The 13,020-nt window shown below is 37.8% G+C and carries 12 protein-coding genes; 4 read left to right on the forward strand and 8 right to left on the reverse strand.

Translation table 11 applies throughout. The features are described from left to right. Positions 1-1,458 precede the first annotated feature (1,458 nt). The 8 genes from hydF to CDOMF_RS01060 all read right to left on the reverse strand — a co-directional run bounded on the left by hydF (position 1,459) and on the right by CDOMF_RS01060 (position 8,652). Positions 1,459-2,712: a [FeFe] hydrogenase H-cluster maturation GTPase HydF gene (gene hydF, locus CDOMF_RS01025; RefSeq protein WP_260952055.1), complete on the reverse strand. Its 1,254-nt coding sequence runs from the start codon at positions 2,710-2,712 to the stop codon at positions 1,459-1,461. After that, complete coding sequence (gene hydE / locus CDOMF_RS01030) at positions 2,709-3,761, reverse strand: [FeFe] hydrogenase H-cluster radical SAM maturase HydE (protein WP_260952056.1); 1,053 nt, start codon at positions 3,759-3,761, stop codon at positions 2,709-2,711. Before hydE ends, hydF begins: the two co-directional genes overlap by 4 nt. Beyond that, complete coding sequence (gene hydG / locus CDOMF_RS01035; protein WP_260952057.1) at positions 3,749-5,218, reverse strand: [FeFe] hydrogenase H-cluster radical SAM maturase HydG; 1,470 nt, start codon at positions 5,216-5,218, stop codon at positions 3,749-3,751. Before hydG ends, hydE begins: the two co-directional genes overlap by 13 nt. Positions 5,219-5,227: 9 nt before the next feature. Next, positions 5,228-5,905 (reverse strand): cytochrome b/b6 domain-containing protein, encoded by a 678-nt coding sequence (locus tag CDOMF_RS01040; protein WP_260952058.1) that lies wholly within the window; start codon positions 5,903-5,905, stop codon positions 5,228-5,230. After that, a complete protein-coding gene (locus CDOMF_RS01045; RefSeq protein WP_260952059.1) occupies positions 5,898-6,245 on the reverse strand; it encodes an iron hydrogenase small subunit in 348 nt (115 codons plus the stop codon). Before CDOMF_RS01045 ends, CDOMF_RS01040 begins: the two co-directional genes overlap by 8 nt. Positions 6,246-6,261: 16 nt before the next feature. After that, complete coding sequence (locus CDOMF_RS01050; RefSeq protein ID WP_260952060.1) at positions 6,262-7,614, reverse strand: [Fe-Fe] hydrogenase large subunit C-terminal domain-containing protein; 1,353 nt, start codon at positions 7,612-7,614, stop codon at positions 6,262-6,264. A 310-nt stretch (positions 7,615-7,924) separates the two neighbouring features. Beyond that, complete coding sequence (gene bcp / locus CDOMF_RS01055; protein ID WP_260952061.1) at positions 7,925-8,455, reverse strand: thioredoxin-dependent thiol peroxidase; 531 nt, start codon at positions 8,453-8,455, stop codon at positions 7,925-7,927. Further along, a complete protein-coding gene (locus CDOMF_RS01060; RefSeq protein WP_260952062.1) occupies positions 8,452-8,652 on the reverse strand; it encodes a tautomerase family protein in 201 nt (66 codons plus the stop codon). The genes bcp and CDOMF_RS01060 overlap by 4 nt, the downstream gene beginning before the upstream one ends. Before the next feature lie 253 nt (positions 8,653-8,905). Here CDOMF_RS01060 and CDOMF_RS01065 point away from each other — a divergent pair, with 253 nt between their 5' ends. The 4 genes from CDOMF_RS01065 to CDOMF_RS01080 all read left to right on the forward strand — a co-directional run bounded on the left by CDOMF_RS01065 (position 8,906) and on the right by CDOMF_RS01080 (position 12,959). Next, positions 8,906-10,684: an aryl-sulfate sulfotransferase gene (locus CDOMF_RS01065; RefSeq protein ID WP_260952063.1), complete on the forward strand. Its 1,779-nt coding sequence runs from the start codon at positions 8,906-8,908 to the stop codon at positions 10,682-10,684. 85 nt (positions 10,685-10,769) lie between these two features. Beyond that, a complete protein-coding gene (locus tag CDOMF_RS01070) occupies positions 10,770-11,708 on the forward strand; it encodes a DUF3137 domain-containing protein (protein WP_170000967.1) in 939 nt (312 codons plus the stop codon). Positions 11,709-11,810: 102 nt separating this feature from the next. Beyond that, positions 11,811-12,455, forward strand: coding sequence for a DsbA family protein (locus CDOMF_RS01075; RefSeq protein WP_172129450.1), 645 nt, complete (start codon positions 11,811-11,813; stop codon positions 12,453-12,455). A gap of 3 nt (positions 12,456-12,458) precedes the next feature. Next, on the forward strand, positions 12,459-12,959 hold the full coding sequence (locus CDOMF_RS01080; RefSeq protein ID WP_260952064.1) for a hypothetical protein: 501 nt from the start codon (positions 12,459-12,461) through the stop codon (positions 12,957-12,959). The last annotated feature ends 61 nt before the right edge of the window (positions 12,960-13,020 follow it).

Consider the following 13,020-nt stretch of genomic DNA (forward strand, 5'->3'; position numbering starts at 1 on the left):
TTATTTTTAAAGCTTACTTATAGCTATTTGGCATAAAAAATAATAATTAAACATTTTTTAAGCTTAGAAATTGATATAATAAATCGTTGTTATTTAGTTCTACAAAATATTAATTAAAAAGTTTAAGAATACACCAAAAAACAAAAATAGTTATGAAAATTGCACTTTTCAATACAAATTTTTTACAAAATGTCGTTTTTTAGGGTTTTTGCGTTCTTTTCGCTCTTTGTGCTTTTCACTTTTCAAGCATTTTTAGCCGTTTAAGCTTTGTGAAACTTAAAGCACGTTTCACAACTTCAAAAAATGCCAAATTTTTATAATTTTTCTTAAGGTTTCAATCAAAAAAAGTTAAATTTTTAGTTTTCTTAATTTAAGGTTTGAAATGCTTTTGAGCTAAAAATATATTTTTCTTTTGATTGCTTTGCTGTCTTGTGTATAAAATTTGCTCTTTTTTGATACACAAATATTTTGAATATTAAAATTTATATACTATGAATTGTATTAAATTTCTTTGATTTCTTGCTATCTGCTTGATTGTGTTGTGTTTGCCTGCTTTCCTGCTCTCTGCCGGATTAGGTTAAATTTGCTTGATTTCTTGCTGTTGTGCGGATTTGCTTCTGCCTGCTTGATTTCTTGCTATTGTCCGAGCTGGATTAAAGCTTCTCAAGTAAGTTTAATTTGCTTAATTTTATTCATCCTTACACTGAATAAATTATATCTCGTTTAGGTTTTGGCGTAAGTGTTTAAAGCCCGTTTAATAGGCTTTTAATAGATGTATTTTTAAAGGATTATTTTTTCAATTCCGACATTTTTAAAAGCGAATTGTAGTTAAAATTTATGTGCGTTTCTTTCGGCTTGTGTTGATAAAATTGTCTAATGCTTGTTTTGAGTTAAAGCGGTCTTGTAGCCCTTTGCGGTTTAGTGTTCTGCCGTCTGTAAATGCTTTAAGTTTGATATATCAGGTGGTTATCATCGGTAAGCCCTCTAGCGTGTAATCTGTGCGCTATTTTATCGGCTGTTTCTATGCTCTGCGGCAGCTCGTTTTTAATACTTACGTAAAAAGTCTTATCGGTTGAGCTGTCGTATAGTCTTGCTTCGCCACTTGTTCTACGCTTATAAACCGGTTAGCAAAATTAAAGAAACCCTGCTTAATAGCGTAATAAAATATCGTTGCGCCAAGCTGTAATATATTGCCTATAGTTGCGTTTGCATATCCTGCGCTTATAAGCTCCTTTTGTAGCCCTATAACATCATCTTTTTTAATCGATATTAAAGGCTTATAGCCTATTGTGTCCCTTAGATGTCTGTTAAATTTGCTCCTGCGCTCTTTTAGGCTTATTGTTTCGCCTGCTATTGTTCTACCATCAAAATACTTGTCTGCAATATCGTTTAGCGTTGTCTTGTGCTGTTTTTTAGCGACAATAGGTATCTTTAAATCATCGCCTAGCCTAAGTTTGGCTAGTATTTAGGCTCGCTTGTTGTAGCAATATACCTCGTTAAATCCGTCCCTATCGCTCCCGATTGTAGATTGTTTTGAAAAATTTCAGTCACTCTATCAAGCACACCCTGACAAAGCGAGATGATGATGCCGTAGTTTGTTATAGGCACTATGGCGCGAGAGGCCTTTTGCATGCGGTTTTTCATGATGGTTTTGTTTATCATGCAGCCTCCGCAGTGGATAATGAGTGCAAATTCGTCTAAATTCGCAGGATAATCCTTGCCGTTTGTGTAGCTAAATTCAAGCTTTTTGCCGCTAAATTTGCTAAGCATTTTTGGGATCTTAACCCTTGCTATGTCGCCGTCTTTTGCGTTGTGAGTGCAGGCTTCGGCTATTAAAATTTTATCGTTATCTTTTAGGCTTTTAGCGCGCTCAGAGCCTTTTATAAATTCGCTCAAATCGCCCTTTAGCCTTGACATCAGGATAGAAAAAGTAGTGATTTTCGCCTCTTTTGGAGCGGTTTTTACGACTTCTAAGACACACTGCGAGTCGCACACTATCAAATTTGGCTTGAACATCTGCGCGGTTTTTGATACGTCTGCACTACTTGAGACGCAAACGTAAGCTTTGCCGTCTAAAATTTGCCTTATGGCTTGCACTTGAGGCAGTATGAGCCTGCCCTTAGGCGCTTCATCGTCAATCGGCGTTATAAGTAAGACAATGTCATTAGGATTTAAAATTCCGCTAAAAAGATCGTCAGTATCTTTTGAAATTTGCTTTGAAATTTCGGCTAAATTTTCATAAATCAGCTCTAAATTCAGACTCGTTTTGGCAGAAGTTTTGACAAATTTAAATGGCTTTATCAAATTTAAAAACTCGTCCTTTGACTCTTTGAGGTCGCACTTATTTACAAGCACTAAAAAAGGCTTGCTTAGGCTTTTAAATTTAGCAATAAGCTCACTTTCAAATTTGCCAAATTTGTTATTTTCCACGACCAAAACGGCTATATCGATATTTTCTATCGTCTCGTTTGTCTTTAAAACTCTTTGCTTGCCAAGTTCGCCCACATCATCAACGCCCGCCGTATCAAATAGCGTAGCGGCGCCAAGCCCGTGTATCTCGATACTTTTTTGCACCGTGTCAGTCGTAGTTCCCGCAACATCGGATACTATAGAGGCGCTTTGATTGCTTAGCATGTTCATGATGCTTGATTTGCCGACGTTTCGCCTGCCGAAAATCCCTATGGCCGTGCGCATAGATTTTGGAGTGTTCACAGCCCTTGCCTTTGGTTAAAATGCACGCTGTTGCCGTTTGTAAGCGAAATTTTATCTCCTATTAAAGTAAGCATTTCATCAAATCTATCGTAAATTTCCGCCACGCTTTCTTTTAGACAAAATTTATTCGGATAGAGACTGTATAGATCGTGATATCTGCCTTGCGTGATTGAAGGCATGATGACGTTTGCACCGCTTCTTAAAGCCATTTTACGCCCTTCGTTTGGATCAAGCGTCTCGATAGCGGTTGTTGCAGGTATATTTATCTTAGGCAATAGCAGTCTTGTTAGAGCGTTTGCTTTTAGGGCAAGCTTTATCTCGCCTGCTTTTGAGTGCTCAAGCGGCGTGTTTGTAGAGGGTATAAAAGGCCCTATGCCTATCATGTCAAAGTCGTGTTTCTTTAAAAACATCAGATCTCTTGCTAGGATTTTAGTGCTGCTTCCCGGCAAGCCCACAAGCAAGCCGCTTCCCGTCTCGTAGCCTAAATTTCGTAAATTCTCTAAGCACTTTATACGGTTTTTTAGGCCCATGTTGGGATGAAGGGCTTTATAAAGAGCTTGATTGGTAGTTTCTATGCGAAGCAGGTATCTATCTGCACCCGCTTCTTTGTAGGCTTTATACTGCTCAAAGCTCTTTTCGCCAAAGCTAAGCGTGATATGAACGCCAAATTTCTTTATCTCGCGTATGATCTCGCAAATTTCATCATCTTTAAATGCGCCACTTTCGCCTGATTGCATTACGATAGTTTTATATCCGCTTATGGCGGCTTCTTTAGCGCAAGAAACTACCTCATCTGTGCTCATCTTGTAGCGTTTTAGACTTTTGTTTTTGCTTCTAAGACCGCAGTAAAAGCACTCTTTGGCGCAGATATTTGAGATCTCTATAAGAGCTTTTAGATGCACCTCTTGTTTTACAAATTTTTGTCTAACTCTATTTGCCGCCTCGAAAAGATACTCGCAGTTATCATCATCGGCGATGATCTTTTCAAGCCCGTAAAGCGAAGTGGTATGGGTTGCTTCAAGCTCGTTTATAAATTTTATAGATGACAATCTCTTGCGCCCTTTTCCATATCGCTTATCAAATTTCTAACTTTTTGCGCAACGCTAGGCAAATTTTCCTCAAGCTCGCTAAGATACTTTGGAATGATCACGTTCTCGCCAAGCTCTCTTGCTTCGGTTGAACCGTAGTCTAGCAAATACTCCTTAAGCGTTAAGATTGCATTTGGCAAGCAAAGATACTTGATCTTGGCGTTTTTGGCATAAGGCATGAAGTGATCACCCGTGCGACCCTCGCGGTAACAGGAAGTGCAAAAGCTTGGAATTTTGTCTTTTTTCATCACGTTTAGCACGAATTCGTCGATACAGCGGTGATCTCCGATTTTAAATTGCTGATTGTCAAGCTCGTCTTTGATATTTTTCTTAGAATACCCGCCTATGCCTATGTTTGTGCCTGCGTCCATTTGAGAAATTCCGCACTTTCTTATCGCCTCATCTCTTACGGACGGCTCTTCTCTAGCCGTTAGGATAGTGCCTGTAAACGGACACATTAGGCGAATGATCGCAATAGCTCTTAAAAACTCATCATCACTTAGCGCATAAGGCATGTCGTTTGCGCCGGCTGAGGTCTTTTTGATACGAGGGAAAGATATAGTATGCGGACCTATACCGAAGTATTTTTCTAAACTCATGGCATGATAAAGCAAGCCTAAAATCTCAAATTTATAGTCATAAAGTCCCAAAAGTGCGCCTATAGCCACATCATCAAGCCCAGCTTTAAGAGCTCTATGAAGCGCAAAAACGCGCCAGTCGTAAATGCCTTTTAACGTATTTTGCGGATGGTATTTGGCGTAAGTTTCTCTGTGATAGGTCTCTTGAAATACCTGAAAAGTGCCTATGCCTTCAGCCTTAACTACCTTATACTCGTCTTCAAAAAGAGGAGCGGCGTTTATGTTTACTCTGCGGATGTTAAGGTTGTTTTTCCTAACGCTGTAAATTTCTCTTACAGTCTTTGCGATGTAGTTATAATCACTCTTTGGATGCTCGCCGTAAACCGCTATCAGGCGCTTTTGCCCCATGTCAAGCAGGCTTTCTATCTCGTTTTTTAGCTCCTCTTCTTTTAAAATTTTCTTTTTTGTAGCGGTGTTTGAAGCAGCAAATCCGCAGTATTTGCAGTTATTTACGCATGGGCTTGAGATGTAAAGAGGCGAGAAAAGCACCATTCTGTTGCCGTAAACTTCCTCTTTGACCTCTGTTGCGGCTTCAAAAATTTCATCCCAAATTTCATCATGCGAGTTATTTAAAAGCACCGCCGTTTCGTAAGGAGTTAGCATAGTGCCTTTTATGGCGTTTTCTTTGGCCTTTTTTATAACGGCTCTTACTTCGTCTTTGCTCGCGTTTTTGGTTTGAGATAGAATTTCTTCTATCTCATTTTCGTTTATGAAGTCTTCGTATTCGTGTTTGCTAACCCAATCTAAAATTTTTTCATATCGTTCATCTGTCCATGACATAAATCGCCTTTAATGAGCGGGTTTTGCAGCATCAACCGCCATAAGATCGTTTTCTACCCATTTTGGGGCGTGATGGTGCGCATCATCAAGCGGCACGTCGCCTGCGCCTATCCTAAACATAGCCTTTAGATCCTCTACGTTTATAACAGCAAGGGGCATATGCACGCAAAACGCAAGCAAGCTTGTTAGTATCGAGCCCCAAACATGGAAGTAAAACATCCATTTAACGAAAATTTTACCCATCGCAGCAGGATATGCATAAAGCAACCAGCCTGAAACTATAAGTCCAAATATCATAAACATAAATATAAGATAAGCGGCTTTTTGACCGGCGTTAAATCTGCCTTGAGGAGCTACCTCTTCAGGACCGAATTTGATACCAAACAGTCTTCTTGGATATCCGCCGAAATTCTTAAACCAAGCGAAAGTATCGCGATCCCAGATGAGTAAATTTCTCATCATCAAAGCAAAACGATCGAAATTTAGGAATACAAATCCGAAGAAATTTATCGTAAATACTATGCCTATACCGATATGCCAATCCATCATAAGCTCTGAAGTAGGCTCATCTACAAGTTGAAAGTAGATCAAAACACCCGTTACGATAAGAGCTATCCAAGTGATTAAGTTTACGTTATGAAAGACCTTTTCTGATAGAGGAAATTTTAAAACTCTTTTTTCATGCATGGTTAGCTCCTTGTAAGATCAAATTTTTGCGATCGAAATAAGCATTAGTATGCAGAAGTTTTTCGGCTATCTCGCCCATCGGTTCGGTCTTTAGATCCTCGTAGGATTTCGCACAGCTTGGGTTTTGATGAGAGCTTGTAAGCTTTAAATTTTGACAGCGCTTGTCATCTTTATATAAGCCTTCTTGGCGCATTGCGATATAGGATTTGCGTCTTTTGATGATGTCTGTGATGGCATATCCAGTCATCGCAACGACAGCCGTCATCACTCCGCCAGCTTTTAGGAAATCTCTTCTTGAGAAGATTTTGCCTACCGGTTTTTCTATGTATTGAAATTTCATCTTTTGTCCTTTAAATTTATGCTTTTAGAGGTAGAGGAAGCAATGGATGAAGCCACGACGTTCCCATAGCATGAACCGGCTGACCGCCGCCGTTTACGCAGCCTCCGGGGCAGTTCATAACCTCGATAAAGTGATATCTGTTAGAATCTTTCGTGATATGTTTTAGTATCGTGCCGAGGTTTCTTGAAGCGCCGTTTACTACCGCTACTTTAAGCTCGAGCGTCTTACCGCCGTAGTCTTTTAAAGGGATAGGTATAACCGCTTCGGTTAAGTCTTTATCATACCCTCTTACAGGAGTTAGCTCAGGATCTCTTAACTCTTGTCCCGATAGCAAGAAATAAGCCGTTCTGAGTGCAGCCTCCATAACGCCTCCGCTGTTGCCGAATATCGTTCCTGCGCCTGTATATACGTTCATTGTTTTTTCCGGATATTCATCGCTCATTTCAAGCGGATTTATGCCCTTTTTACGGAAAATTTCAGCTATATCGCGAGCCGTAAGAGTTGCGTCTATATCAGGGAAGCTCTTTGTATCCGCAGGAATTTCACCTGTCTCTTTTAGATACTGGTAAGCCGAGTTAAACTCAGGTCTGCTTGCCTCGTAAATTTTAGCAGTACATGGTGTAACGGTCGCTACGTAGATATCGCGCGGGTCTTTGTTCCAGACAAATTTAGCCGCCCATGTTTTAGCAAGCGGTCCTCCCATTTGGATAGGCGATTTTGCACCCGAGATGTGAGGTATGAGCTCGGGATGGAAAATTTCAGCATTTCTAACCCAAGCCGGACAACAGCTCGTAAAGTGCGGGAAAGGGTGGTGCGAAACGTGCTCTAAATCAGGGCTTCTCTCGCCAAGTAACCAGTATTTGATCTTTTTGATTAGCTCGGTTCCCTCTTCAAGGATAGTGTGATCAGCGGCGAAATTTACGTCGTACATATTAAAGCCCGCCATCTCAAGAGCGTTATACATCTTATTTATCGTTAGTTCGCCCGGTTTTCCGCCAAATTCTTCAGCCAAAGAGACACGAACGGCAGGAGAAGGGTGTGCTACGACAAAGGTCTTTTTGTCTTCAAGTTTAGCCATAACCTCATCGACAAAGCTCATCTGCTCGATAACGGCAAACGGGCAGTTGATGAGGCACTGACCACAGGCTACGCATAAATTTTGATCTATCCTGTGTGCGATGCCTAACGAGCCTTCTATCGCATCCGTTGGACAGAAAGAGCGACAGGTGTCGCATCCGACGCAATTATCTTGATTTATCGTTATGATACCTCTAAGTTCGCCTTTGCGATAAGTGCCTTCAAATTCAGCCTCACCGCCTCTTGAATTTGCAGACGGCGGGAAGGTATTTATCTTATAAACACTCAGCATAAAACCTCCTGATATTTATTAGTACTATTATTAAATTAGTATTATTATAATAATACTAATTTAATTTTCATGATATTGTATAGGTAGTTTTATTAAAAATAGATAAAATATAAGAATTAATGTATGAAATGTATTCTACTACAAAAATACTTTTATGAAATTTAAATATATAGCAAAAATTTCTATATTTAAGTAAAATATTTTAAATTTTTACAATAAATTATATTTTATATATTAATTTAATTTTAAGACGCTGTGAAAATATTTTTTGAAAAAGGAGTCGATAAATTTGACTCCTTATAAAATTATCTTATTTAGTTAGATCGGCAAGAACTTTTGCAGCATGATCTTTTGCTTTTACGCTTTTATAGACTTTAGAAATTTTGCCTTTTTTATCTATCACAAAAGTTGTGCGAACTATGCCAAGATACTCTTTACCATAATTTTTGCGAATCTGCCAAACTCCGTAAATTTTCGCTACCTCTTTATTTGCGTCACTTAGTAAAATGTGCCTTAAATTTTGCTTTTCTATAAAGCCCGCATGACTTTTTACACTATCTGGACTTATGCCGATTATAACTGTATCGCTTGCGATAAAATCATCATAGATCGCGCTAAATTCGCAAGCCTCGGTAGTGCATCCCGGAGTGTTATCTTTAGGGTAAAAATAAAGCACGACATTTTTGCCGATGAAATCTTTTAAATTTACACTCACGCCGTCTTGATTTTCAAGGCTAAATTCAGGCGCCTTATCGCCGGCCGCGAGAGTTACCTTGCGCTCGATATCCTCTTTGCTAAATTCGCTTTTTACTTCACAAGCTTCTTTTTTCTTGCAACTCATTTTTTACTCCTTAAATCTTCTAAACTAAGTCCGTTTTTGCCGATACTTTCAACCTCAAGTGTTTCTATCATCACAAGAACCGCGGCGGGATCTTTGCCAAGTACTCTTACTAGAGTATCGGTAACTTCGGCGATGATCTGCTTTTTTTGCTCTTTTGAGGGTTCGGGGGCTGAAACTTTGATATTTACAAATGGCATTTTTTCTCCTTTAAAATTTCAGTGATTATAGCTAAAATTAATAATAAATTTAGCTTAAATAATTTTGCATATAATATAAGTAAATTTAATCTTGTAAACATAAAATACTTACCAACTCTTTGTTTTTGCAAATAATATTAAATTCAGTGTAAAATACTTAAAATATGCTATTAGATAGTAAAATATATAAAATTTAAATTTATCTATAAATTAAACTATATTTTGCTTTGAATTTATTGCAGAAAGGATAAATATGAAAATAATTTCATTAGTTTCCGCAGCTCTTGCGGTAGGCTTGTCTTCAGCCATGTTGTTTATTGTTGCTACGCCTGCAAACTCAGGAGTTCTTGCTCATCAGATCAAAAAGCAAGGCGAGCTCGGACAAGTCTTCATAAACCCCTATGACGTAGCGCCGCTTACTGCTATAGTAGATCGTGCCGGCAAAGATATAACCGATATCCACGTGCGCGTACTTGGCAAGCCAAACGGAGGAGTTGATATTAACTACAACGTTTCGCAAAACGCTCTTTTAAACCACGACGGCGTACCTATATGGGGGCTATATCCCGACTATCTGAACCAAGTTGAAGTAAGCTATGTATTTAAGAGTGAAAAGAAAAAAGAAGTGTATAAAATTTACGCTCAACCGATCGTAACCTTAAGCCGAGATTTTAGATTTGAGCATATGCAAAAGAGAGTTCCAAAGAAAGTAGATCCCGAATTTAAAGATAGACTCTATCTTATCAATAATACAATTACGGGAATTTATAAGCCGTTTGACTGGCGAAGCGGATACGGCGGTGCGGCTAGCTGGAATGACTACACAGAAAACTATATCGTAGATACTACAGGCGAGGTTAGATGGTATCTTGACTATGCTAAATTTTACGATCGCCGCGAGAGAAATGTCGAAAACACAGGTATGATGATGGGGTTTCATCAGCTGCCAAACGGCGATATAAGCTTTGGAATGTCGCAAAAATATATGCGATATGATCTTATGGGCAAACAAGTTTATGAAAGAATTTTGCCGCGCGGCTATATTGATTTAAGCCATGAAGTTTTGCCGATTAAGGGCGATCATTTATTACTTCGTGTAGGCAAATACAACTATTACCACAAAGGTGGACAAATTTCGCACACTATCCGCGATCATATCATTGAGCTTGACAGTACGGGTAAGGTGGTAAACGAGTGGGATCTAAACGAAATTTTCGGAAATAATGTCTATAGAAGTAACCTTATAAAGGCGCTTGATCCACGTGCGATTTGTCTAAACATCGACATGAACGCAAAGGAAATCGACACTAGCTCGGACGCTCCGTTTGGCGATAAGATCGGCACCGGCACAGGGCACAACTGGGCTCACGTAAATTCTATCTCTTATGATCCAACCGATGAAGGTATCATCCTTTCGCTTCGCCATCAAGGTATCGTAAAAATCGGCAAAGATAAAAAAGTTAAATGGATACTGGCAAGCCCTGAAGGCTGGAGTGATGACTTTAAGGCTAAAGTTTTGGTTCCTGTTGATAAAAACGGCAAAAAGATAAAATGCGAAAATTCTAAATGTGAAGGTGATTTTGACTGGTCTTGGACACAGCACACCGCTTGGCTAACGGACAGATACGAAAACAAAGGTAATATCAAGCATTTAAGCGTGTTTGATAACGGCGACGGGCGAGGTATGCAGCAGCCTGCATTCAAAGAGGATAAATACTCCCGCGCGGTTGAATACAAAATAGATGAGAAAAATTTGACCGTTGAGCAAACTTGGGAATTTGGCAAAGAGCGCGGATTTGAATTTTATAGCGCGGTTACCAGCAACACCGAGTGGCAAAAAGATAAAAAGACTTACTACATCTCAAGCTCAAACGTAAATCTGCTTCGCCCTGATAAGACTATAAAGATGGTTTTAGTTGAGATCGATCCAAAGACAAATGAGATCAAATTTGAAATGGATGTGGAGTCTGCGTCAAGAGATGACGTGGCTTATCGCTCGCTTGTTATAAATCCAAATATATTTGAATACTAACTTTTTTAACGCGGCTAAATTTGGCCGCGTTAATCCTCTTTGAGAGCTTAAATTTGATATAATTACTCAAATTTAAAGGTTGCGTTTGAAGACACTACTTGAGCTTGAAAAAGAGCGAAAACTAATACTTTCTAAATTTTTCTCATATCGCATATTTGTTACTTTCATAATATTTGTATTTATTTTTTACTTTTTGTATCAAATCTTTACCGAGGCTCCATTAAATACGCAATTTGGTTTCATAAAAGGTAAAAATTTAGGTCAAATTTTAGCCTTGATACTCTCTTTGGTTATTACTTATATCTTTTATCATAATCTTTTCTTTTATTTTGCAAAAAAGGAAAAAAGTGAATTTGCGAAAAAATATAAAAAATTTTACCTTGAGAGCTACTTTAACTCGCTTGGGTTTAAATATGAGATGAATAATCATATAAATTTATTTTATATAATGCAAAGCAGATTGTTCTTTAGTATAACCGAACAGTTTGGAAATGATCTGGTAAGCGGAGAGATAGATGGAGTCAAATTTAGCTTTAGCGACTTAAAATTAATCGGTAAAGATAGTTTCTTTAATCCAGCAACTATGGAACAAGAGAGTGTTGAAGTAAGTTTTTTTAAAGGGATATTTTTTATGGCTGATTTTAATAAAAAGATAGAATCAAAAACCTTTGTGCTAGCAAAAGGCAAGCCGCATGATCCTCTAGCTAAACGATTTATCGTTGATAATGCTGAATTTAACGAACTTTTTAGAGTTTATACAACCGATATCCAAAATGCAATGTATATACTAAGTCCGGCTTTAATGGAGGCTATTGTAAAGCTTGCTAAGTATATGAGAGTTCCTATTGGATTAAGCTTTGTTGACGGGCGAATTTATATAAGGATTGATAGAGGCATTGATAGCTTTGAGCCTGATATTCATAAGAACATTGTAAGTAAAAAATTAGACAAAAAGATAAAAGCCGATTTAGATGGCATGTTTGACATTATTAGGATATTAAAATTAACTAAAATTTATAGTTGATTTATACGGATTATTTGCGAATTTGGCAGATAATGTTTTAACCTCAAATTTATCATTTCTTTTATAGTATTTCATAAAATATCAGGACTAATAAGGAGTTGTATGAAAATTTTTACTAAATTTATAAAGGTTTTGGCTACACTTGGGCTTTTTAGCTCCTGCGCTTTTGCTCTAACCGACGGGATAGAATATAAGGTGCTCGAAAGACCGCTTTCGGTAGGCGATAATACTCTTACTAAAGTATTTAGCTACGCTTGCTCGCACTGCTATAAATTTGATAAAGGCGTAACTCAAAAAGTAATGTCTAAACTTGATGGAGTTAAATTTATACCTTATCATCTAAAGTCAAAAGGTGAATTTGGCGAGACTGTGAGCGGAATTTTAGCCTCTATGATCTCACTTGATGAGGAGAAAAATATAGGCTATTTTGATGATAAATCTCTGTTTAAAAGAGCAAAATTTGCCATTTATAGATCATATCACGACAAAAACGAACAATTTAGTGACAAAAACGAGTATATAAATAAAATTTTAAAAGATACCAAGGTAAACAGAAGCGACTATGAAAAGGCTTTAAGCACAACAAGAGCGCAAGAAATTTTATCTAGTTGGGACGATAGCTATTCGGTTGCTGTTTTAAGTGGAGTACCCGCCTTTGTCGTAAATGGAAAATATCTAATTAATCTAGATGCGGCTTATTCGATAGATAAATTAATTGAAATTATAAAAGAACTTTTAGGAAAGTAGATTATGGATTATAATAAAGATAATAAAGGTTTTGTCTGCTGGATATATAACTTTCAGCGCACAAGGAAGCCTTGGATGGCTCTGTTTTTAGTATGTATCGGTTTGCTTGTCGGATCATTTTTTTGTGGCGCCTCAGATCCTCTTAGTATGATTATTAGATCTATTTTGGCGATTATTTTACTTGGTGCTATTATTGCCATGATAGAGCCTAAATCTTTTGCGGTAAAATTAATAGCCTATATTTTTATATTTTTAGGTGTTATTTTCGGACTTAGTTATACAAATGAGAGCAAGACACTATCTTTGGAAAATTTCTCATTCCCATTTGGACTACCTCTTAATGAGTGGATGCCAGCTATTTTTTTGCCTAAAAGTGCCGAGATTAGTAGTTCTTTGTCAGTAGTAGGCTTTATCGGTTTTGCATTTATTGGAGCGGTGTTTTTGGTCATGATCTTAAGTTGGTTTGTTTACAACGCAAGAAGTAGCGAGATAAATCCCATCTAGCATTAAAATTTTGTATTTGATAGCCTGCTAAATTTAATTAGCCAGCGTTTTTGCCCGTTTT

This window comes from Campylobacter sp. RM16187 (assembly GCF_025319965.1).
In the GTDB taxonomy this organism is placed as follows: Bacteria; Campylobacterota; Campylobacteria; order Campylobacterales; family Campylobacteraceae; genus Campylobacter_A.